Source organism: Frankia sp. AiPs1 (genome assembly GCF_023716945.1).
Classification (GTDB): domain Bacteria; phylum Actinomycetota; class Actinomycetes; order Frankiales; family Frankiaceae; genus Frankia.
The window spans coordinates 1-21,174 of the sequence record NZ_JAMQQF010000013.1; the positions used below are offsets into that span (position 1 = coordinate 1).

21 protein-coding genes and 1 pseudogene are annotated in these 21,174 nt (G+C 68.4%); 12 read left to right on the forward strand and 10 right to left on the reverse strand.

The genetic code is table 11. The features are described from left to right. Positions 1–257: 257 nt before the first annotated feature. Entirely contained in the window at positions 258–713 is a 456-nt protein-coding gene (locus tag ND748_RS03360) for a hypothetical protein (protein ID WP_251743927.1), read from the reverse strand. Positions 714–761: 48 nt separating this feature from the next. Then, entirely contained in the window at positions 762–2,363 is a 1,602-nt protein-coding gene (locus ND748_RS03365; protein WP_251743928.1) for an MFS transporter, read from the reverse strand. Between the two features lie 234 nt (positions 2,364–2,597). Between ND748_RS03365 and ND748_RS03370 the strand changes: the two genes are divergently transcribed. Continuing rightward, positions 2,598–3,254 (forward strand): TetR/AcrR family transcriptional regulator, encoded by a 657-nt coding sequence (locus ND748_RS03370; protein WP_251743929.1) that lies wholly within the window; start codon positions 2,598–2,600, stop codon positions 3,252–3,254. Positions 3,255–3,496: 242 nt separating this feature from the next. Beyond that, a complete protein-coding gene (locus ND748_RS03375) occupies positions 3,497–5,404 on the forward strand; it encodes a serine/threonine-protein kinase (RefSeq protein WP_251743930.1) in 1,908 nt (635 codons plus the stop codon). A 233-nt stretch (positions 5,405–5,637) separates the two neighbouring features. On the opposite strand, the gene ND748_RS03380 is transcribed toward ND748_RS03375, so the two are convergent. Further along, a complete protein-coding gene (locus ND748_RS03380) occupies positions 5,638–6,777 on the reverse strand; it encodes a cation diffusion facilitator family transporter (protein ID WP_251743931.1) in 1,140 nt (379 codons plus the stop codon). A gap of 152 nt (positions 6,778–6,929) precedes the next feature. Between ND748_RS03380 and ND748_RS03385 the strand changes: the two genes are divergently transcribed. The 6 genes and pseudogenes from ND748_RS03385 to ND748_RS03410 all read left to right on the forward strand — a co-directional run bounded on the left by ND748_RS03385 (position 6,930) and on the right by ND748_RS03410 (position 10,664). Next, positions 6,930–7,541: a TetR/AcrR family transcriptional regulator gene (locus ND748_RS03385; protein ID WP_251743932.1), complete on the forward strand. Its 612-nt coding sequence runs from the start codon at positions 6,930–6,932 to the stop codon at positions 7,539–7,541. A 180-nt stretch (positions 7,542–7,721) separates the two neighbouring features. After that, on the forward strand, positions 7,722–8,051 hold the full coding sequence (locus tag ND748_RS03390) for a hypothetical protein (RefSeq protein WP_251743933.1): 330 nt from the start codon (positions 7,722–7,724) through the stop codon (positions 8,049–8,051). A 246-nt stretch (positions 8,052–8,297) separates the two neighbouring features. After that, a pseudogene (locus tag ND748_RS03395) lies at positions 8,298–8,726 on the forward strand (NAD-dependent deacetylase); the annotation flags it as partial. Between the two features lie 52 nt (positions 8,727–8,778). Then, on the forward strand, positions 8,779–9,327 hold the full coding sequence (locus tag ND748_RS03400) for a hypothetical protein (RefSeq protein ID WP_251743935.1): 549 nt from the start codon (positions 8,779–8,781) through the stop codon (positions 9,325–9,327). Further along, positions 9,327–9,566: a hypothetical protein gene (locus ND748_RS03405; RefSeq protein ID WP_251743936.1), complete on the forward strand. Its 240-nt coding sequence runs from the start codon at positions 9,327–9,329 to the stop codon at positions 9,564–9,566. Before ND748_RS03400 ends, ND748_RS03405 begins: the two co-directional genes overlap by 1 nt. A gap of 711 nt (positions 9,567–10,277) precedes the next feature. Further along, positions 10,278–10,664, forward strand: coding sequence for a helix-turn-helix domain-containing protein (locus tag ND748_RS03410; RefSeq protein ID WP_251743937.1), 387 nt, complete (start codon positions 10,278–10,280; stop codon positions 10,662–10,664). A 68-nt stretch (positions 10,665–10,732) separates the two neighbouring features. On the opposite strand, the gene ND748_RS03415 is transcribed toward ND748_RS03410, so the two are convergent. After that, positions 10,733–11,887 (reverse strand): helix-turn-helix transcriptional regulator, encoded by a 1,155-nt coding sequence (locus ND748_RS03415; protein WP_251743938.1) that lies wholly within the window; start codon positions 11,885–11,887, stop codon positions 10,733–10,735. Between the two features lie 28 nt (positions 11,888–11,915). Here ND748_RS03415 and ND748_RS34915 point away from each other — a divergent pair, with 28 nt between their 5' ends. The 3 genes from ND748_RS34915 (at position 11,916) to ND748_RS03425 (ending at position 14,633) form a co-directional block, all read left to right on the forward strand. Next, positions 11,916–12,701: an ATP-binding protein gene (locus tag ND748_RS34915; RefSeq protein WP_374215832.1), complete on the forward strand. Its 786-nt coding sequence runs from the start codon at positions 11,916–11,918 to the stop codon at positions 12,699–12,701. A gap of 555 nt (positions 12,702–13,256) precedes the next feature. Then, complete coding sequence (locus tag ND748_RS03420) at positions 13,257–13,709, forward strand: hypothetical protein (protein ID WP_251743940.1); 453 nt, start codon at positions 13,257–13,259, stop codon at positions 13,707–13,709. A gap of 15 nt (positions 13,710–13,724) precedes the next feature. Next, positions 13,725–14,633 (forward strand): hypothetical protein, encoded by a 909-nt coding sequence (locus ND748_RS03425; protein WP_251743941.1) that lies wholly within the window; start codon positions 13,725–13,727, stop codon positions 14,631–14,633. A 364-nt stretch (positions 14,634–14,997) separates the two neighbouring features. Here the strand turns inward: ND748_RS03425 and ND748_RS03430 are convergent, their stop codons facing one another. The 4 genes from ND748_RS03430 to ND748_RS03445 form a co-directional block, all read right to left on the reverse strand. Continuing rightward, positions 14,998–15,402 (reverse strand): hypothetical protein, encoded by a 405-nt coding sequence (locus ND748_RS03430; protein WP_251743942.1) that lies wholly within the window; start codon positions 15,400–15,402, stop codon positions 14,998–15,000. Next, positions 15,399–15,821, reverse strand: a complete 423-nt coding sequence (locus tag ND748_RS03435) for a hypothetical protein (RefSeq protein WP_251743943.1) — start codon at positions 15,819–15,821, stop codon at positions 15,399–15,401. The genes ND748_RS03430 and ND748_RS03435 overlap by 4 nt, the downstream gene beginning before the upstream one ends. Positions 15,822–15,902: 81 nt before the next feature. Next, complete coding sequence (locus tag ND748_RS03440) at positions 15,903–17,324, reverse strand: phage major capsid protein (protein WP_251743944.1); 1,422 nt, start codon at positions 17,322–17,324, stop codon at positions 15,903–15,905. A 224-nt stretch (positions 17,325–17,548) separates the two neighbouring features. Next, on the reverse strand, positions 17,549–17,953 hold the full coding sequence (locus tag ND748_RS03445; protein ID WP_251743945.1) for a hypothetical protein: 405 nt from the start codon (positions 17,951–17,953) through the stop codon (positions 17,549–17,551). A 1,094-nt stretch (positions 17,954–19,047) separates the two neighbouring features. Here ND748_RS03445 and ND748_RS03450 point away from each other — a divergent pair. Further along, positions 19,048–19,788, forward strand: a complete 741-nt coding sequence (locus tag ND748_RS03450) for a hypothetical protein (protein ID WP_251743947.1) — start codon at positions 19,048–19,050, stop codon at positions 19,786–19,788. A gap of 636 nt (positions 19,789–20,424) precedes the next feature. Here ND748_RS03450 and ND748_RS34455 read toward each other — a convergent pair. Together ND748_RS34455 and ND748_RS03460 are read right to left on the reverse strand one after the other, a co-directional pair. Then, the gene (locus tag ND748_RS34455) at positions 20,425–20,862 is read right to left on the reverse strand and encodes a helix-turn-helix domain-containing protein (protein WP_251743948.1); all 438 of its coding nucleotides are present in this window, start codon (positions 20,860–20,862) and stop codon (positions 20,425–20,427) included. Between the two features lie 97 nt (positions 20,863–20,959). Beyond that, positions 20,960–21,103, reverse strand: a complete 144-nt coding sequence (locus ND748_RS03460) for a hypothetical protein (protein ID WP_251743949.1) — start codon at positions 21,101–21,103, stop codon at positions 20,960–20,962. Between the last annotated feature and the right edge of the window lie 71 nt (positions 21,104–21,174).

Sequence of the window (21,174 nt, forward strand, 5' to 3'; positions counted from 1 at the left end):
GCCATGCCCGGCGCCCGCGCCCACAGCCCGGCGGGGACGGGCACGACGTCGAGAACCGCCGGGTCCAGCCCGCGTGGCACGCCGACGGGCGACCGGACCGCGGGGCGTGCGGGCCGTCTGCCCATCAGCCGCCCGATCCTGCTGCCGCACCCGCGTGCACCGCTCGCATGCTCTGTCTCTCCTGCCTTCCCTGCCCGCTGCCCCGCTCCCGCCCTCGTCGGCATCACGTACGGACGGGCGCCGCGGTTCACCCGGGGTCAGTCCGGGAACGGGGCGGCGGCGACGCGTCCGAGGAAATCCAGGTTGCGGATGTGCGCGGCGATCGTCGACGCCGGTTTCCTGGCCGCCTCGGCCCGCAGGACGTCGATGACGAACGCAGTGAAGCCCGCCCGCGGGTACGCCGTAGGCACCTCGTCGACGAGCGCGGCGTACGCCGGACCGACGCCCACCCCCGTACCCACGCCTGTGCCGGCGTTCTCGCCCATGGCCATACCTGTGCCGACGTCCGTACCCGCGCCGACGTCCGTACCCGCGCCGACGCCCGCGCGCAGGACCGTCGTCGCGCTCGCGGCGCGGTCCGGTCCCGGGCCGTCGCCGTTGGCCGACCGCGCCTGCAACACGCGCGACGCCGACGCGAACACGTCCGCCGGCCCGGTGATGTCAAGAAGCTGGACGCCGTCGAAGGCCACGATCACGACTTGCCGGGGGTCCACCAGCCCAGCATCGCCGCGGGCCCGTCAGGCGGCAATGACACCTCTCTGTCAGATCCGGCCATCCGACGCCAGCCCATCAGCCGCAGTGCGATCGGGTGGCTCCGTGCCCGCCCCATCCGTGCCCGCCACGGTGGTGGGTCCGGGCGGCCGTGGTGCGTCTCCCATCGGGATCGGATGGGTCAGCAGCACGGTGAGGAAGAGGACCGCTACGCCGATCGCGCCGACGGTGAACGCCTCGGCCACCCCGTGCGCCAGCACATATCTCGCCAGCTCGTCGGGGGCAAGGCCACCCGGCGCGTCGCCGCGCGCGTGCCGGGCTGCGCTGCCGAAGACGGTGACGAGGACGGCCAGGCCCAGCGAGCCGCCGACCTGCTGGGTCGTGACCATCATGCTGGCGGCCGCCCCGGAGTGCTCGGCGGGAACGCCCGCGACGAGGCTCACGCTCAGCGGCACGAACAGCAGGCCCAGACCGGCTCCGAACAGCAGCAGCGGCCCGAGCACGACCGAGGTGTAGCTGCTGGTCGCCGAGACCTGCGCCAGCCACAGCATGGCCCCCGTGCTCAGCGCGGCCCCGACCAGCATGAGCGGCTTCGGACCCACCCTGGGCAGCAGTCTCGACGCCCGCGAGGCCGACACCAGGATGCCCAGTGACAGCGGGAGGAACGCAAGCCCCGCGCGCAACGCGCTGAGTCCGAGGACCTCCTGCAGGACCTGGGTACCGAAAAAGAACATGCTTAGCATGCTTCCGGTCAGCAGCAACAGGAGAAGATAGGTCCGCGCCCGGCTGGCCTCGGCGATCAGCCGCAGCGGGACGACCGGCTGCGCGGCCCGCGACTCGACGACCACGAGCGCCGCGAGTGCGAGGACGGCGAGCAGGAACGCACCGAGAGTCCGTCCGTCTGCCCAGCCGGCCGCGGAGGCGCGCAGGAACCCGTAGACGCCGGACGCGAGACCGACCACGGAACACAGCGCCCCGGCCACGTCGAAGCGGCCCTCGCGACGCGGCGGTGTGCGCAGGAAGCGCGGGGCCAGCAGCAGAATGGCGAGCCCGAACGGCACGTTGATGAACATGACCCACCGCCAGGACAGCCAGGTGGTGAGCATGCCGCCGGCGATCAGCCCGATCGAGCCGCCGACGCCGGCCACCGCCGCCCACGCCCCCATTGCCCGGGTGCGGGCGGGGCCCGGCGGAAAGTTGGCGGCGATGAGCGCCAGCGCGTTCGGCGACGCGCACGCGGCCCCGACGCCCTGCCCGACGCGGGCGGCGACGAGCATCCACGGTGCGGTGGACAGGCCGCCGAGCAGCGAGGCGACCGTGAACAGGGCGATCCCGCCGAGCAGGGTGGCGCGGCGCCCCAGCAGGTCCCCGGCCCGCCCGCCGAGCAGCAGCAGTCCGCCGTAGGCCAGCGTGTAGGCGTTGATCACCCAGGCCAGGTCGGTGGCGGTGAAGCCGAGGGACTCCCGAATCCTGGGCAGCGCAACATTCACGATCGTGATGTCGAGGACGAGCATGAGCTGGCAGGTCACGATCGTGACCAGCGCGATCCGGGCGCGCCTCGCCTCCTGCGCCGGCGGCCCCGCAGCGGTCTGCCCCGCCGACGACGCAGCGGACGACGAGGAGGCCGGCGACGAGGACGACGACGAGGACATGACAGCCTCCCGATCAACGCTTCATAAGATACGAATCCGTATCCAATTCGGGAGGGTAGCAGAGCGCCGCCCCCCGATCACCCACCTTTCCGCCGACCTCGTCCCGCCCATGTCGACCCCCTGGCGCGGGTACGCTCGGGGCCGGGCCGACGATCCGCCGCCGGGGTGTGTCGCACGGTCGGCGGCCACGGGCGGACGGGGCAGGCGGACCCGCGGACGGGAGGCAGGGCGATCGTGGGCGTCGTTCCCGCCGACAGGCAGCGCGCGGAGGTGACCCAGGGGCCCCGCGCCGGTGTGGTCGCCACCCGTCGCCGCGGCGACACGCTGCTGGAAGCGATCTTCGACGCGGTCTTCGACCAGCTCCGGACCGTCGGTTATGCCAACCTGACGATGGACCGGGTCGCGGCCGCCGCCGGAACCAGCAAGACCGTGCTGTACCGCCGCTGGGCCACCAAGGAAGGCATGATCGCCGACGCGTTGCGGCACCGGCTGCCCTCGCCGGGCGACATCCCCCTGACCGGCGATCTGCGCGCCGATGTCCACGCACTGCTGCGCTGCGTGCAGGCGTCCTTCAGCGCCACCCGCGGCACGGCGTTCCAACTTGTGTCGGCTGAGGCGGGCTGCGGCCGTCCCGCCATTCGCCAGACGATCATCGACCACGTGGTCGAGCCGTGCGTCGAGCTCATCGGGGAGGTCCTGCGCCGGGCGGCCGAACGCGGCGAGATCCGGCCCGAGGCCGCCAGCGAACTGGTGGCCGCCAGCGGACCTGCCATGCTCGTGCAGTACTCGCTGATCCGGGAGCCTGTCGTGCCCGACGAGTTCGTCGCCTCCGTCGTCGACCAGATCGTCCTGCCGCTGACGACCAGGTCCGCGAGCGCTGAGCACCGCTGAGCACCGCTGATCACGGCCGAGCACGGCCGAGCACGGCAGCCACCGCCGGCGCGCGGCGAACGGAGTGCGGCGGCCGGCGAGCGCGGAGTCGTGTCCAGAAGCCTTCTGCTCTGCACTAGTTTGGTCATGACCGATGGGCGTCGTATTGACACAGAGCGAACCGCCTTCGGTCGGCCCTTCCACCCTTGACCGTGACATGTACCCATGACGGAGCGTGATGAGTTCTGCGGACGGACGCGTCGATGCAGAATCTTGAACCGGGGGATCCGTCGACGATCGGCCCCTACCACCTGCGTGCCCGGATCGGTGAGGGCGGCATGGGGCGGGTGTTCCTGGCCCACTCGCCCTCCGGTCGGCTGATGGCCGTCAAGGTGGTCCGGCCTGAGCTGGCCGGGGACGGCGGGTTCCGGGACCGTTTCCGGCGGGAGGTCGCGGCGGCGAGGCTGGTCAGCGGGGCGTTCACCGCCCCGGTCGTGGACGCCGACCCGGATGCGGCGACGCCGTGGCTGGCCACCCTGTATGTGCCCGGCCCGTCGCTGCACGAGGCGGTGACGCGCTGCGGGCCCTTCGGTCCGACGGTGCTGCGTCGGCTGGGGGCCGGCGTGCTGGAGGCGATCGTCGCCGTGCACCGAGCCGGCATCGTCCACCGGGATGTGAAGCCGAGCAACGTCCTGCTCGCCGCCGACGGGCCGCGCCTGATCGACTTCGGCATCGCCCGGGCCGCCGATCACACGGAGCTCACCCGGGCGGGCGACATCGTCGGCACCGCCGCGTACATGTCGCCGGAGCAGGCCGCCGGTGGTGCCGCGGGGCCCGCGGCCGACGTGTTCTCGGCCGCCGCCGTCCTCGTCTTCGCCGCCACCGGACGCGGTCCGTTCGGCCGGGGCGATCCGGCCGCGATGCTGTTCCGGGTCGTGCACGGCTCCCCGGACCTGACCGGGGTGCCGGCCGATCTCGGCGACGCGCTGCGGTCCTGCCTGGCGAAGGACCCGGCCGAGCGGCCCCGCCCCGACATGCTGCTGCGCTGGTTCGCCGACGGGGTGGAGGTCGCGGCCGAGACCTGGCCACCGGCGGTCAGCACGCTGGTGGCGCAGCACACCGCCGAGGTCGGCGACCACCTACCACCGGCGCGTCCGGACCCGCCCGCCTGGTCGGCGACCCCGGACGCCCCCCGTTCGCCGACCCGGGTCATGGCCCCGGCCTACGTCCCGCCCCCACCGACCCCACCGCCCCTGCTGACACCCCGACCTCCGCAGGTCTCCCCACCGGCACGAACACCACCACCGGCCCGAACACCACCGCCTGACCGAACACCACCGCCTGACCGAACACCACCGCCCGCACGAACACCGCCTGTCCGGACGCCGCCACCCGCCCGGACACCCGCGCCCCCGCAGACACCCGCGCCTCCACGGACACCCCCACCGCCGCAGACGCCACCACCCGGGCAGACGCCACCACCCGGGCAGACTCAGCCACCCGGGCAGACGCCACGACCCTGGCAAACGCAGCCAAGCCCGTGGACGCCTCCCCCGCAGCCGGTCCAGGTGCCCCGCCCCCTCGCGGGCGACGAGGCCGTCTTCCTGGGGCCGCGGCGGAGGTTGCTGGTCGTCGGCTCGCTACAGGTCGGCGTCGGCGTCGTCCTGCTGGCTGCGGCCTTGATCGTCCTCGTTGAACTCCTGTTCACCTACCGGGGCTACAACTCCAGTGGTATCTCCACCGCGCTCCTGGGGGCCGGCGTCGTCGTTGTCGTCGGCGCCGCCGCGCTGTTCCCGGGCTGGCGGCGGCTGCGCTTCGGCCTGCGGCCCGCGAAGCTGACGATCGGCCCCTACGGCCTGCGCGCGGAGCTCGGCGGGCAGCGGTACGAACGCGCCTGGCCGGAGGTCGCCCGTGCCGACGTCATCCGGCTGGGTCGCCGGGAGGTGCTGGCGGTCTGGCCAGCGCGGCCCACCGTCCCCTGGGCGGCCGGGCCGCCCCGGCCGTCGCGCCGGACCCCGAAGGCCCGCTACCGGTTCGCCTGGTACAACCCGGTGCTCCACTGTGACGTCGTGATGGACATGGCACAGCTGCGGGGACGCCCCGCGCGGCGCGTCTCCGCCGCACTCGGCGCGGTCAGCGCCGCGACGCGCAGATCCGCCCCCGGGCGATAGCCTCGCCGGGCCGGACCCCGCCCACCGGCGCCATCGCAGCCGTTGCGTGGTCCCGGCCGCCGGGACGGCCCGGTGGGACCAGCAGGATCGCGGAAGTCGAGGTCGTGCTCGGCAGCGTGGCGCGGTTCCGCGGAACCGCCCCGGGCCCGGGGCTGGGGGCATGGGCAGGGCGGTGGTCGGAGGGTCGGAGGGGATGACGCAGGGCGCGGCAGCGGTCCCGCGAGCAGACCGGCTCAGGAGGTGGCCGGGGTGGCGGCAGGCGCGTCGTCGGGGGTGAGGGAGGGCTCGTCGGGGGCGGAGAGGCTGAGCACGGCGTCGACGACGGCGGGTGAGGCGGACAGCTTGGCCTCCACCCCGCGCAGGCGCAGCGCGACGTTGGGCTCGATGTCGTCGCCGATCAGGTCCACATCCCCGACAACGGTGATCATCCTGGGACCCACGACCTCCAGGCGCAGGCGGGTGACCCGGTCGACCTCGGGCAGCGCCAGCAGGGCCCGCAGTGTCGCCGCCCGCACCTGCGGGTCGGCCTCCTGCCCGACGAGGAACCGCCGGTTGTGGCTGATGAGCACGGTGGCCACCACCCCGAGCAGCAGCCCGACCAGGATCGAGCCGAGCGCGTCGAAGGCCGCCACGCCGGTGATCTGGTGCAGCGCCAGCCCGAGCGCGGCGATCACCACGCCGGCGAGCGCCGCCGAGTCCTCGGCGAAGACCGCGCGCAGCGTCGGGTCGGACGTCTCCACCACGTGCTCGAGGACGTCCCGGTTCATCGACGCGGCCTCGGGCCGGGCCTGGCGCACCGACTGCAGGAACGAGGTCCCCTCCAGCAGGAACGACACCGCCAGCACGATGTAGCCGATCAGGTAGTCCCCGCCGGACTCGCCGGCGAACAGTTCCTGCACCCCGTGGGTGATGGAGACCGCGCCCCCGGCGACGAACAGCCCCATGGCCGCGAACAGCGCCCAGACGTACGCCTCGCGGCCGAACCCGAGCGGATGACCCGGCTCCGGCGGGCGACGCGAACGCCGGTTCGCCATCACCAGGAAGACCTCGTTGCCGGTGTCGGCCCAGGAGTGGGCGGCCTCGGCGACCATCGAGGCGGAGCCGGTGAGCAGGGCCGCCCCCGTCTTCGCGATCGCGATGACCAGGTTCGCGACGAAGGCGACGGCGACGGTGAGGCCGCTCTCGCTCTTGCCGCCGCCGCCGTCCTGCTGCAGCGGGATGGCGTCCTGCGCCTCGGACGGCAGCTCGGCCGTGGCGGGCGGCGTCGTCAGGCTCTCGGTCGCCGGCTCGCACTCCGCCGAGGCCGCCGGCGCCGCAGGTGATGCAGGGGTGGGCTGGGTGGCGGCAGGCGCGCCGTCGGTGTCAGCGGGCATGCCTTGGTCCTTAGCCCCGATGACCATGTTCTAACCCGACAATGCTGGATGTGTCGCACGGATCGCCGCGGCGGCCGTGGTGTCGCTCATGTGACCGGCCAGACGCCGCCGGCTCGGCACGGGAACGGGTCGCACGCTGTTAGCGTGCCCCGGTGGAAGTAACGGGCGGGCGGGGCCTGCGGGTCGACGCGGCGCGCAACTACGAACGGATCATCGCCGCGGCGGACCGGGCCTTCGAGGACGTCGGGCGGGCCGTGACGCTGGAGGAGGTGGCCCGGCGCGCCGGCGTGGGGGTCGCGACGGTCTACCGCCGGTTCCGCAACCGCGACCAGCTCCTGCGCGCCGTGTTCGACCACCTCGTCAGCACCGAGATCGTGCCCCGGTTGACCCGGGAGACCGACGACCCGTGGCACGACCTCGTCGGCGCGTTGGAGGCCACGGTGGCGGCGCTGGCCGGCCGGCAGGTCATCCTCGCCCTCGCCCGCGAGACCGACGCCTTCCACGTCGAGGGGGTGCACCGCTACCTGGAGTCAATGGAACGGCTGCTTGGCCGCGCCCGCGACGCCGGCGTGGTCCGCCCCGAGCTGGAGCGCCGGGACCTGTCCGCGGTCGTCGTGATGGCCCTGGCCACCGTGAACCCCGACGACCCGGCGGGCCTGGACCGCCGCCGCTACCTCGCGCTGCTCGTCGACGGGCTGCGCCCGGCCCCCGGCGAGCTGCCACCCCCGGCCCCCGACGGCCAGCAGACCTCCGCGGCGAGCTGACCGCAGGCGTCCCACGGTTCCGTGCACGGATACGGTGAACTCGGATCAGGCTGGCCGCAGCCACCTTCGGATGATCGAGGAGGGGCCGTAATCCGGATTCGTGGCGCAGTCGTGTGTGGGGTCGCGCTGGTTGCACTGGCCGGATGCACCTCGGGCGAAGCCGGGAAAGGCGCGCCAGCCGTGGGTGCACCTGTCACGGCGGGCCCGCTCGAGACGTTCCAGCGGCGGCCCGGGGTGGTCGCGTTCGTGGCCGCGTTCCGTACAGCGCTCCCCGATCTGGCCGACGGCCGATCCGACGAGGCCATCGCCTCGGACGTCACCCAGGTCTGCCTGGACGATCTGCGGGACCCGACGACGGGTCAGCCCGCGCCCGACGGGGAGGCAGCCGCGCTGCGGCGCATCCCGAGTAGGTTCGAGCGGAACGGAATCACGCCGGACACCGTCGCCGCCAGACTGATCCTTTCTCTGGCCAGGGGTACGGCATGTAGCCGGGTGCACGTCGTCGAGTAGACAGGTCGCACTGTGGTCGTGATCTGACGGCCTGCCCGCGCCGCCTGATCCGGACCGTCGAGCCGTATCCAGGTCGGGACCGGGAGGCGCCCTGCGGTACGCGATGTACGGTCTGCGGGCCCAGACCGTACAGAACGCACCGCCACCGGCGCGGTTCCGCGGATCCCCTTGATCACCAGGGGCGGTTGCGGGCCGCTCATAATTGCTGCGATGACAAACTCCAGCCATGCGGGCCGCCACCAACCCGTGACCGCCTCGGTGGGACGGAGCACCGCCGAGATCGAGGCCGCGCTGGACGCCGCCGCCGCGCTGCTTGCGGGCGCGGGGGCGCTGCTGGTGTGTGCGGGCGCCGGGATGGGCGTGGACTCGGGGTTGCCGGACTTCCGCGGCGACGCCGGCTTCTGGCGGGCCTACCCGCCGTACGAACGCCTCGGCCTGTCGTTCGTGGAGCTGGCCGACCCGGTCCACTTCCGCGACGATCCGACGCTGGCCTGGGGTTTCTACGGCCACCGCCTCGGCCTCTACCGGTCGAGGCGGCCGCACGAGGGCTTCGCCGTGCTGCGCCGGTGGGGCGCGCGGCTGCCCGGCGGAATGTACGTGTTCACGTCCAACGTCGACGGCCAGTTCCAGCGGGCCGGCATCGACGCGGTGGCGGAGGTCCACGGCTCCATCCACGTGCATCGAACTTAGTAACGACAGAAGATCGCCGTCCCGCCTCACCGCGGCCATGCACCGGGGCCTGATCTACCTTGCCACCAAGGGTGGCCGCATCCACCACCTGGACACCGCCGTCCGCGCCAACACGATCACGGCTCTCATGGCGCGCAACCTGGTCACACAGACCGTGGCGCGCGGGACGACGCTGTTCTATGTCCTGACCGACGCCGGATGGGCTGCCCTGGCGGCAGCGTACGGCGTCGAGGTGCGGCCGGAGCAGGATGCCCCCACCGTCACGGTGCCGCAGGCGAGCGACGTCACCAGCACCCCCGACCGTCCCGAGGCCCGGACGGTCCGTTTGTGGTGGAGCTGGGATCTTGATCCCCGCACGGCCGCGCCGTGGCTGTCTAGGAACGGCACGATCAACTGCCCGGTCGGGGCCCTGGTGGCCACCGCGGTAGGGCTCGACGCGACCGTGACCGGCACCGGCCGGACGAAGCGCCGGTGCGCCCTGCGGAACCTACCCGCCATCCTCCGTGGCCACGTCGATGCCGCCATCCGCGACCACGTGACCAATCCGGACACTCACCCCATGCGTGACCTCGCGATCGTCTCGTGATGGACGATTTCCCCCGCGCCTACGCCGATGGCGACCCGTGGGAGACGATCACCGGATCGTGGTGGGCTCAGGACGAGGTCATGAGAGGCCGGCATCCCCTGACCGGCGAGTGGCTAGCCGTGATCGATGTGGACCGGCCGTCCGGCCGTGACGGCGGGCTCGCCCTATGGCGGCATCCCGCGGACGACGACGGCGGTTGGCCGTTCTGGCAGTCCTGCCCGGCAATCCGGCTCAGCTAGCAACCACCCCGGAAATGCCGAGAGCCCCCACGTGGAGGGCTCTCTTCCTCGCGGGTGCAACCGCGGGGGCACTACCAAAACACCACCTCGAAGGATACCCGTGTCTCTTGGTCATCAGCTAGCCGCGTGGGATGTGTTCCCCGGCGAGCTCTCACCACAGGAACGTGTCGTTCTGCTCGCCCTGGCGGAGGATGCCCGGTCGGGCCGCGACGTCTGCAGCCCCGGACACCGGGTCCTGACGGCCCGGACCGGCCTGGGCCGCTCCCAGCTATCCGCCACCATCGCCCGTCTCGTCTCCCGCGGCCTGGTGCTCCTGGCGGAGCGGGCACGTCGAGGTAGGCACGCCGTCTACCGGCTACTGTTCGCCGAAAGAGAGCGTCCGGCGGACCGGACGCAGAACGCGCCGACTGGTACCGATCATGGTTCGGAAAGCGTCCGGCCTGCCGGGAGCCTCCCTGGTGGTTCTTCTCCCCGGAAAAACATCCTGTCGCGCGTCCGCGCTCCGAAGAGATCATCACCAACATCGAAGCTGCAGCCGTGGCAAGAGCCGTCGAACGCGCCGACGAACCGGCTCAAGCCGTCACCGCGGCCCGACCTGTCAGCCCTGCCTGAGCCGCCAGCGTGGGCCGTCGAGGTGGCCAGGGGGCAACTGGGACGGTTCGCGGGCCCGTCGGCCGTGCTGGCCGTGGCCCGCACGATCGCAGATGCGGCGTGAACCTCACCCCCACCCAACGCGCCGCGGTGCGAATCGCCATGGCGCATCGTCTCGCCGATGGCCTGCCCGTCACCCGCGAGCAGCTCGTCCGGAAACTGTTCGGCCCGCCGGTCATCGCCGTCGCCACCGTCCGGCCCGTCGAGGTCGCCACCCTGGCGCCGTCCCTGGCGGTGGTGTTCGTCGAGCCCCCACCCGTCACCCCTGACGTCACCCCCGACGGGGTCGACGTGCACCCCGATCAGGTCATCACCTTCACCGAGGCTGCCCGGATGACCGGACTATCCGTCGGGACCGTGCGCCGTTACTGCGCCCCCTCGTCGGGCAAGCTCCGCAGGTCGGGCACCGGGGTGAGCCTGGCGTCCATCGAGGCCATGGCAGCCTGACCGGTCGTAGTCCTGGTGGGCGTTGTTGCAGGTCAGCCGGCAAGTTGTGTAAACGACCCGTGCGGGTGTCACACGTCGGCGATCTCCTCCCGAAGCATGGCGGCAGCGTCCATAGCTGACGAGGATGCAGGCGAGTGGAGAACCTTAGCCGTGGCACTAAGGAGAATCTCATTGACTCGAGATGAGTTGATCTCTCCCGTATACACCAATAGGCCCTCCATAGTCGACTCCAAATCCACCCACGCTCCGGCCATAACCTGTACATCCAGCAGTGACGCAAGGTTATGGTATCTACGGCGCCTTTCCCTCGCCGGGGTAACCTCGATAGATCTTTGCAGCGCCTCAAGCGAATCAGACCACCGACCGAGGTCGGAATAGATCATTCCCTCATGCCAAAGAATTTCCTGATCATTGATCCACCAAAACCAGTAGGGCTCACTGTCGCGTACACCCTCCATGTACAGGCTTCGCGCCTTCGCGAAGCTGTCGAGCGCGCCACTTATATCGCCCCCCTGGGCCAGGGCGCGGGCCTCCCGCGTGCGGAACAATGCCTCTAGACGAGGGGTCAGCCTGTTGGTTTCGAGCACTTGCCGGGCGAGCGTGAGAGCCTCGGCAGGGCGGCCAAGGTGGGCCGCATGCATCGCCATATTTTGCGTGACGAGCAGCTCCATTGCATGATCTCCGGCCGCTCTGCTCATACGTAATGCCTGTCGGTTTACGTCTCTAGCGGCGTCATGTTTTGCAGCATCGTAGAGAAGCCACCCCGTTACCTCGGCCAACTCTGCCGCACTCGCTTGCAGATCTCGTTCAAGTCGCAGGGGAATCGAGGCCACTTCCATTTTCCGGCTCAGGTTCCCCAGCGCCTGCACCGCAAGCGCCGAGGACTGGTCTCCTCCAAAACTGAGATCCATCTCGACAAGATGCGCTATCCGATCCCGGACGAAGCCGAGATAGTCATCATCGACCGGCGCCTTTCGGTGCCCCTTCTCGCCCTGGCGTACGTCCTCCGGCATCAGTAAAACGGCGCGCTGCGGCACATCCTCGGAGTCAATCAGGCGGGAGAGCTCGTCTAAGGAAATGTCGAGGACTTCAGCAAGCCGTGGCCTCACCGCAGGTTGCGGTTCAGTGTCGCCGTTTTCCCACCTGAAGATCGTGGTGCGGTCGACTCCAACGGCATGCCCTAGTGCCTCCTGACTCAGGCCGCGGGCCTTACGCCGTTTCACTAGATCCTTACGCCGCGCCCTGGGTGCCATGGTTGCGTCCCTGTCTCCCTTGATCGCCTGCATCAATTATGCAGCAGTTCTGCAACCACCATGCAGTCGCCTAGGCAAGCTGCCCGGACCAGTGTGGTCGGAGACGTCCGGAGGCAACGTAGACGGAGGGGCAGACGACCGTGACCATGACCGAGCCCGAGAGTGGCGGCATGCCGGGGGTCGCGCCTCCATCCGCGAAACAGCCGGAAGTCCCGCCGGTCCTCCTGCCGGCCGAACCGACGTGAACCAGTCGATAACTTACGAAGCGGACATCACCGTTCCGTCGGTGCCATCGGCTGTAGCGTGCTCGCGTCACTTTGCGGCGAGCACGCTTACGCAATGGCGAATTACTGATGTCGTGGACGTCGCCGAGTTGGTGATCTCGGAACTCGTCACGAATGCAATCAATGCTGGCGACGCTGCCGAGTCGGCCGGCGAGAACATGGTTCGGGTCCGAATCGTCGTGGCAGCGGATCGCCTGTTCATCAGCGTCTGGGATCGAAACGCGGGCGTCCCTGCCGTACGGGAAGCAGAATCGGATGCCGAAGGCGGTAGAGGTCTCTTTCTCGTCGACTCCTTGAGTAAGCGATGGGGCCATCGGCCTTCGAGGCGAGGCGGAAAGATCGTATGGGCTGAACTGGCCGCGTCGGTTCCTCGGACCGCTAAGGACCTTCCGATCCGTATCCCCTCACCGATTCTGCGCGATCGGTACGTCTTCGATATCCGCGCAATCGACTCCGTACTGTTGAGGCGGACAGTTGACCGCCTCCATGCCCTGGCGTAGCGGATGCGCCGAATTCACTCGCAGCCAACACGTCGAGAGATCTTGACGGGGCATAGCTTGCCTGAGCCGATAGTCGTGCGCTCTTCCGATCTACCATCCCTGATGCTGCCCTACCAAGACGGGTTAATCATCGCTGGGCCCCCGGCCGTCCGGGGTCAATGTCAAGGGCGGTCTCGTCTCGATTTCATAGTCGTACCGGCCCACCGCTTGGCCGTCGCGGTGTATGTAGTCCAGATCGGCAAATCCGTCACGGCGGTCATGCACCGGCGTTGGGTGGCCAGCGAGCGGACCGCCCTGGCCCTGGTCATCTCTACCCATCTGCACCGAAGACGCACAGACGCGGGTCTCGTCGGAGACGTGGTTACCTCTGCTATACCGCCCGATATTCCCGAGGGGCTGACCGTCGTGCCCCACCCCGTTCAGCTCGTCGACGATAACGGACGAGCAGAGGAACAACGAATCTGGGAGGTGAGACGACCGACTCAACACGGAAGGGTGCAAGCGAGCCAATGGCAAACCTGAATCAAGGAACCAGACAGGAAAGGAATCGGACGGATGACATCTGCGCGTGAGCTGGTCGCCCCCGACCTGTTCAACCGTCTCGCTGAGAGGGTCATGAAGGACGAGGGCCACGACCGCGACCACTCCGAAAGGATCGTCGATCAGGCGTTGGTCTTCTTGAAGGCGTGCGCCGACAACCCCGGTGCCGCCCTCGGACCGTCGACCGCCGTCGACGCCGGATGGCACGCCTTCCTCCTCCACACCCGCGACTACGCCAGCTTCTGCGCCCGCGTCGCGGGCCGGTTCATCCACCACGAGCCCACCGACGGCGACAGCTCGCGCGCCGGTACCCTGCACCGGACCATCACCGCCGTACGCGCCACCGGGTACGAGGTGGACGAGAGCATGTGGGCTCTGGCGGCCGTAGCGGACTGCGCGGACGAAGGGAACTGCTCCGCCTCCGGCAAGGACGGGGACGAGAACAAGGACACTAGAATTCCCAAGTAGGAAGAAGGGCGACAGATGGTGACCACCGCATGGGAAGAGCTCCCGGCTCTGCTACGGGACGAGGTAGAACGCCACGTCGGCCCCGTCGCGAAGGCAACCCCTGTAAGGGTCGGAGGCAATAGCGACGTCGCAGCATTCCTTGACGTACCTGAAGGTCGGGTTTTCCTCAAGGGCGTCAAGGGGATATCGCGGCCCATGCGGTGGCTCCGCAACGAGGTCTCAGCCGGGACGCTCGCGGCGCCGCTGGCTCCGGCCGTCCTGTTCTCCGTGGAGCTGGACGACTGGTTGGCGGCCGGCTTCGAGTATGTGCCCGGCCGTCCCGCCGACCTCTCCCCCCGCTCGCCGGACCTAGAACTTGTCGGGTCGACTCTTGAGCGGATGAGCGTCATCACGGCCACGGGGCTCAAGGGCCTACACGAGCGGTGGACGGTCCGGGACTGGTGGAGCCGCCTGGCCACAGAAGCACCTGCCCACGTGGCGGACTGGGACGTCGACAGGATGGACCGATGGACCGCGCTTGCACCGGAAGCCGTGCAAGGCGACCGGCTCACCCATACCGATCTTCACGGTGACCAATTCGTACTCGGCGCAGACGGGCGGGTCCACGTCATCGACTGGGGATGGCCAGCAGCGGCAGCCGAATGGGTTGATACGGCTTTTATGGTGATCCGGCTTATCGAAGGCGGGCATACCCCAGCCCAGGCGGAAGAATGGGCCGGAACGCTGCGGACATGGTCCGGCATTGACGGCGAGGCGGTCACTGCCTTCGCGGCCTTCGTTGCTGGCCTGTGGACTTACCGCGCGGCCACAGACAACAATTCCGGCATGCACGGCCGTGCGAAGATAGCGCGAGAGTACGCCGCGTGGCGACTTCCGGTCGTGAACTCGACTTCGAAGACGGGCACGGTCGGACCTCCAAGGTGACACGGGTACGGGGTGGGGCCCGGATCCTATCCGGCAGGGTCGGACGATCCGTCGACCACGTCGACCGTGTAAACGACGAAAAGCCCCCACCCGACCGGCGAGGTCGGATGAGGGCAAGGTGGTGCGTCGTCGTCGAGGTTGAACCGCCACGGTGATCACTAGGCGTCACGGAGCTGTGAAAAAAAATGACTGGGCGATGGGTCACTAGGCGTAGTCGCTCAGAAGAAATCGGCCCACGGTGATGGCTGTCCGTATTTCAATTCGTCAACGCGACGATGCGAGCCCGTTTCCCCATCAACCCGACGGGAATCATTCGTCTACGTCCATGTGAGCCCCGGCGAGGACCTATGTCGTCGAGGTGCTGTCACCCCGACGTTCTGTCCCGGCACCGATCGCAGATGAGCGCGAACACGAGCAACGGACCGGCGCTTACGCCGACAACCCGATCCGTCGAGGTGCCGCAGCAGCAGCACCAGGGATCATCCGGCCAGCGGAGAACCGCCGGTCGGCAAGCCTCGCAGCACACCACATGCCCGACCCACAAAGCGCCGAACGCTGGTTGGGGCGCGCTGGGCTTCAGGTGGCGGCAGACAGCCGTCTCGCCATCACTGAAGGCGTAGACCAGTTCCAAGAGTTCACGGGCGGCAGTGTCGGGCAGGCTGCCCGCGTCGAGGGGTTCCGGGGCGCCTGCGGCGATGCCACCGGCAACGGCGTGCAAGTCGCGGATAGCCGCGTCACGCTGATCGTCGAACGCTCCGAATGCACTCATCGGGGCGCCACCATGCTAAGCACCTTGGCGCGCGTTTCGTCGTCCATCGCTGCGAGAGCGCGAGCCATGTTGTCCGGGTCGCCAACGGCACGTGCCGAACGGCAATTGATGTGATCCTCGCGGGTGACATGACCGAACACGCCCCACACGTCCGTGATCACAGGCTTGCCGCAGTGGTGGCACTCCATCGGATCGTTTGAAACCTGTTTCGCATCCCGTCCGGTGCTCCCGTCTTCAATCGCCCCGGCGTCACGATTCCATTTTCTCGCCATCCGCAGGCAATCGTTCTCGCCGGGCAGGTCAAGCCCCGGGAAAAGCTTCCGCCCGTTCTCCGTGGAGCCCAACTCAAAGACACGTGCGAGCGCCCGCGCATGGTTGGCACTGAGGTAAATCTTTCGAAGGTTCGTCGTGTTCGACATTCGACATTCCCGTCTTGTGATGGAAAAGGGCGGGGCGCTGTGCACGCCCCGCCCGTCAAGCCTTGCTAACCGCAGCCGTGCCTAGGAGGTCTTATTGACCAGGACTCGGAAAGCGTTGGCGTTGATCACGCCAGCCCCGACACGCGACCACGCGAACAGACCGCGCTGCCCGGTCGGACGCCGGTTCGACCCAAACAGATGCGGGACCGCCTCGATCTGCATTCCCGCACGCTGCGCCACGAGGTAGCCCTTGAAGTCGCCCACTGCCAGAATGGCACCGGCATTGGTGCCGGTCGGGAGGTCAGGCATATACTCATTTTCCGAAAATGCCCTAGAGAACAGCGTCGGGATGCCGCCCTGCGTCAGATCAACCGTGAAGTTGGGATCGGTCGTCCCGAGCTGCCGGATCGTGTTCTCCACGTCGGTCGAAGCCATAAAGGCACACCCGGGCGCCGCCCGGAAGCGCGCCGGCAACGCCTTCCACAGGGAGTAGACCGAGTTCGCTCCGAGAGTCCCCGCGGTGGGCACCACCAGGGGCGCCGGAGACGTACTCGCCACCAACTGCGCGATGAGCCCGTCAGGTTCGCCGCTGCCGTTCGTGCCGACCGTCAGCTTCTGAGCCAACAGCTCGTTGTAGCCCTCAGAGACCAGTTCGCCCATAGACCGAGCGAAATTCACCCAGTCCATTTCGACCTCGACGCTGAACGGGATGAACCCGTCCGCTCGACGGGCGATAATCTCAGGCTGGGCAATGGTCGGGCTGTTGTCGGTCGCTTCCGCCGCCTCGGCGTGGAACTGCCAGGACATGCCCGCGCTAGAAAGGCCGGTCCACCGGTCAGTGGTGATCGTCTCGACCCGGGCCAGATTGTAAATGCTGTTCGGCGAGCCCTGCGCCGTGAGAACGATGGTCGGGTCGATGATCCCGGGGACCGCATAGCCGCCGGTGCCAGGACCCCCAATGGCCAGCGCGCGAACCTCGCGGATAGCCGCCGCCTCCGCGGCAGTGAAAGCCGGGGCTGCGGGGTCAGCGGCAGCCCGCATGAACGCGGAGAGATACTCCGGCCGGGAACTCGCCAGAATGTGGCGGCCCAGACGATCACCGTCGATGTCGTCCGTACGGGACTCCACGAGGCGCTCGACGTGCCCGCGGGCGTCGCCGTCGAGGTGGCGAGCGTCGCGGCTGTCGAGAACTCGCAGCACCCCATCGCGGACGGTCTGACGGGAAGCGTGACGGAGGTCGATGTCGTTCAGGCTGTCAGTGGTGCCCATCTTGATAACTCCGGGGTGTGCGGCGCGGCTACGGGTCAGGTTTTCGGAACGCTCAAAGGAACTCAGCTCTCTGTCCCGAAAATCAAGTTCGGCGTCGAGGGCTTCCCATACCTGCTGCTGCCGCTCGTCGAGTGCCTGGTCCGTGGCCTCATCGTGGAGCGCCTGCATTGCCTCGGAGATTTCGCCGATGCGATTTCGTGTCTCCAAAGCCGTGCGGCTTGGAATGTATGACATGGATGACCCATCGTCGTGGCGGTATGGCGCGCGAATGCGCCAAAGGGAAAACCGCACGAACGGCAGCGAACCGATGTGGAGCCCGTCCGAAATTCAAGGAATTCCGAGGGAGAGCATCGGGGGCCGGAAGGTTCGACGGGGTGTTACGGGGGTGGTGCGATACGGCCGGCACGAACTCACACGATGATCAGTCGCGCGAGGGGTGGAAGGCCATGTGCCGCCAGTCAGGCGGCAGGGTTGTTGCGTGCTGTCCAGCGGCGCCGATTCTGCAAGCGGCGATCGTTCGCCACGATCTCCCAGTGGGTGCGCTGGACAGCATCCGGGCCGTAGTCGTCCGCATCGTCGCTGACGTGGCCACGAGCTCGGATGTTCAGGTTCCCCATCCGTCCGGGGACGGCAGGGAGGTTCGTGATGCGGCGTGGCCCTGCGGGCTCACCACCGGCCGCAGCCGCAGACCTGGGCACCGGCTGCGGCGGACGCCAGGGGGACGACCGCGGCCCCCAATGGGTGTTCAGCCACTCCCGGGCCTGCGCGTGCCGCAGGGCTGCGGCGGGCGTTGGCGCGGCGAGTCCGAGCCGGGCGCGCTGTTCGGCGAGCTCGTCGCCCTGGCCGTCGTCATCCTCGGGCACGTGCACCCCCGTAAAACGATCAGAGTTGGACGCGGCGCCGGTAGGGTCGCTCGGCGGCCCGCAAGACAGCGGCCGAGAAGCATCCGGCGGCGCGCAGACGTCCAAGGGCATCATCTACATAGGGCGGTTCGGCGAAGGCCGGAGAATCCAGCTCAGGGCCCGCATCGGGGGTAGGGTTGTCGGTCATCACGCGGCTCGCCCCTGGCCGGTATCCGAATTCCCCGGAACGACCGTGAGCCGAGCTCGACGTGCTGCTAGCCGACGCTCGCGACCGACCTTCAAACTGTGGGCGTACCGGCATCCTGCGCTACAGAACTCTCGCGGCCTTCCACTAGGGGCAGTGATGTCGACGGTCTCCCCGCAGTGGCGGCACGGGCGCGTCAGCGCACCATCTGCGCTCGGAGGTTCGGGCATGGCCAGGTCCTTTCGTCGAGGTGTGGGGCATGGCGAATAGACCCGCCGGCCGGTGATCGCCGCGGGCTACGGATTGCGGGTGTGGGGATGGGGAAGGGGAAGGGGAAGGGGAAGGTTCCCGAAACTTTCGCTCTTACCTTAGATAACATGCCGCGCCGCCAATTTCGCGGCACGCAGCGATCACAACGTCTACACAAAAGTTCTGCGAAGGTCTCGCCTCTACTTTAATTATCTCCTAAGCCCATCAGGTGAACACATCCCCGATCTTGAATCGAGTACAGTCACGCAACAGACGCTCGCGGACACCTTCGGGGTATCACAGTTCACGATCTCCGAAGACCTCAAGGTTATAGGGACCTATAACCCGCCGAAGGGCAAGGGCAGGAAGGGCGGACGCCCGCGCGGACACGGGTCGGACGGCAAGAGCTCCGACGCGAGCAAGGCCATTCCCGTACCCCTGGATACGCCTACAGCCGGCGAACTCGACTTCCCGGTCTATACCGGGGCTGGGTGGCGAGGAAAAGGCGCCCAGATTGGAAGTGGGGGCGCCTCGGATCGGACCGATGCCCGAGCTACCCCGCTGTCGGTTCACCGACAGCGGGGAGCCCTGCCGGTTCCCTGCCGCTCCGGGCGGGAGACACTAGTGAGACACGGTCGGCTAGTGGAACGGGGGATGAATGATGGGAACCGATGATCGGCCAGACGATGATGGTCCGGCGCCTAGCCCGAACCCTGACACCGGCGACACGGACCCGCCGGCACCCGACGACGAGGGCGAGCCCGGTCCAGGCAATGAAGGCGAGCCGCCAGACGAGGAATCGCCCGGCCGGCGGGGCGGACGGAGCACACTGGAACTGCTGACGGTTGGACTGACGGCCATCGCGTTCATCGTCGGATCAGTCTTCTCGTACCTTTCGGTGGTTGCATCGAAGGATTCTGTCGTAGTCGCGCGAGAGGCTCTGGACGACTCCCGTCAAGCCGAAGACGCGGACACTCTAAAAGACTTGTCGCGGATCAGCTTTGATGTTCACCTGCAAGAAGGGCGTGAGGTTCTTGACGTCAGGAACCGATCATCGAGACCGTTTGGGCTCTACGAGATGTCCTACGTCTACAGTGACCCCCGATCTGGACTTCGTATGATGAATGCACACCTTGAAGGCATCCCTTCCGTATTGGCCCCCTGTAACGATGTGACCCTTTCCGCGGACGCCGAGTCCGGATTCTGGGTGGTTGAGAAGAGTCGAAAGTTTTCGGCTAGATTGCTAGAGGGGGTCGACTTTGCGGAGAGCGGAAGCTATGCGATAGGTGAATTCGGAGCGCAGCCGGTGAAGCGGATCTTCATCGGAATCCAGCCAAAAAATATTGATACGACGATCGTGGAATTCAGGCTCGATAGGAAAGCCGAGATCGAGAACTGCTAGCCGCCGTCGTACGGACGAGAGTAGCTGATAGCGGGAGTTCTGAAAATCAGCAACGGCACGACGAACGAGCGCAGGCCAGATCACCTCATGGCCGGAGTGAGTGAGGAGTCCACGGCGAACCCCGAAGCGTTCATCAGCTTCGGGCAGGGTGAGCAGTGGCCGCGAGCTGCGGACGCTGCGACCTCGGGAACGTAACCACAGATCTGACCGGCTCCCCGGGCGGGAGCCTCTGACGACTTCGTAGGCGCTTCTGTGACCGCGTAGGCGCCATCGCCGTAGCGGGTCGGGTGGTTGGGTTACAGACCCGAACGGAAGCCCTCCGGATGGCCTCCGGACTTCCTTCGCCATGAACGACGAAGGGCGGCCCCCGATGGGACCGCCCGACTCGTACCTACCTCTGTCGCCCCCGCCTCCGGCCGATTGGGGGCTCTTCGTGCCGGCCGGTGCCGAGTCCGGCCGGTGTCGTTGTCGGGTGCAGCGCCTACCGGCCGATTGCTGCCCCCTTCCCCCACCTCGCTCGCTCGCCGTGGCTCGCTTGCCGCTGTGGCTCGCTTCGCTCCGCCTACGCTCCCGTTCGCTCGCCTGTGGGCTCGCTCTTATATAGGGAACAACTGCGTTCCTCGTGTTCTCGGTTGACTACGCTGCGCTAATCCATCTCTGTACGGTGGACGGGGGCACGCCCATCAACTTCCCGATGGTCTTGGCCGGGTATCCCTCGTCCCGGTGCAGCCGCCGCGCCTCCTCCCGGTCGTTCTCGCAGTACAGCCGCGTCCGCGGCTTGCGGGCGAGCTTCGGAGCTACCTCCGCGGGCGGGTCGGTCAGGAGCCCGCGAGCCTTCATCCACGCCACCCGACGTTCAGCCTCCGGCCGGCACTCGTCGTGGAGCCACACCCCGCGGGCGGTCGGCGCCAAGCGGACGCGCTTGCTCGCCGGATCGTCACAGACGACACAGCGAGGGTCGGACAGCGGTACCGGTTCGTCGTCGCCGATCGGGTCGAAAAGCTGCTCACGGCTGGACTGGTACCGACTGCGCCGCTTCCACGATCGCAGAATCTCGCCGGTGTCGATGTCCACCACGCCCACCTCAACGCCCGTGAGACTCACGATCCGAAGTCGCGGACACTGTTTCGGGCTCACTCGTCACCGCCCCGGCAGGACCCTCGCCCGCGACTCACGCCGCCATCTCCTCGACATCAGCGGACGTGCGCGCGGCGATGGACACCAGGACATCGGCGGTCGAGCCAACCGCCGCGGCAAGCGCATCCACAATTTCAGCGTGGGTCGCCCGCGAGGGGATCGGCGCCTTGTCAATCATCGCCGCAATCCAGGCCGCATCGGATTCATAGGAAGGCAAAAGAATAGCCCCGTCATCAACAAGCAGAAGAA

Bases quoted from the DNA above. Each gene is read 5' to 3' on its own strand.
- ND748_RS03425 (WP_251743941.1), top strand. From the start codon at position 13,725: ATGGTGACCACCGCATGGGAAGAGCTCCCGGCTCTGCTACGGGACGAG.
- ND748_RS03440 (WP_251743944.1), bottom strand. From the start codon at position 17,324: ATGTCATACATTCCAAGCCGCACGGCTTTGGAGACACGAAATCGCATC.
- ND748_RS03450 (WP_251743947.1), top strand. From the start codon at position 19,048: ATGGGAACCGATGATCGGCCAGACGATGATGGTCCGGCGCCTAGCCCG.
- ND748_RS03380 (WP_251743931.1), bottom strand. From the start codon at position 6,777: ATGCCCGCTGACACCGACGGCGCGCCTGCCGCCACCCAGCCCACCCCT.
- ND748_RS34915 (WP_374215832.1), top strand. From the start codon at position 11,916: ATGGTTGCGTCCCTGTCTCCCTTGATCGCCTGCATCAATTATGCAGCA.
- ND748_RS03375 (WP_251743930.1), top strand. From the start codon at position 3,497: ATGCAGAATCTTGAACCGGGGGATCCGTCGACGATCGGCCCCTACCAC.
- ND748_RS03420 (WP_251743940.1), top strand. From the start codon at position 13,257: ATGACATCTGCGCGTGAGCTGGTCGCCCCCGACCTGTTCAACCGTCTC.
- ND748_RS03400 (WP_251743935.1), top strand. From the start codon at position 8,779: ATGCACCGGGGCCTGATCTACCTTGCCACCAAGGGTGGCCGCATCCAC.
- ND748_RS03430 (WP_251743942.1), bottom strand. From the start codon at position 15,402: ATGAGTGCATTCGGAGCGTTCGACGATCAGCGTGACGCGGCTATCCGC.
- ND748_RS03365 (WP_251743928.1), bottom strand. From the start codon at position 2,363: ATGTCCTCGTCGTCGTCCTCGTCGCCGGCCTCCTCGTCGTCCGCTGCG.
- ND748_RS03460 (WP_251743949.1), bottom strand. From the start codon at position 21,103: ATGATTGACAAGGCGCCGATCCCCTCGCGGGCGACCCACGCTGAAATT.
- ND748_RS03435 (WP_251743943.1), bottom strand. From the start codon at position 15,821: ATGTCGAACACGACGAACCTTCGAAAGATTTACCTCAGTGCCAACCAT.
- ND748_RS03405 (WP_251743936.1), top strand. From the start codon at position 9,327: ATGGACGATTTCCCCCGCGCCTACGCCGATGGCGACCCGTGGGAGACG.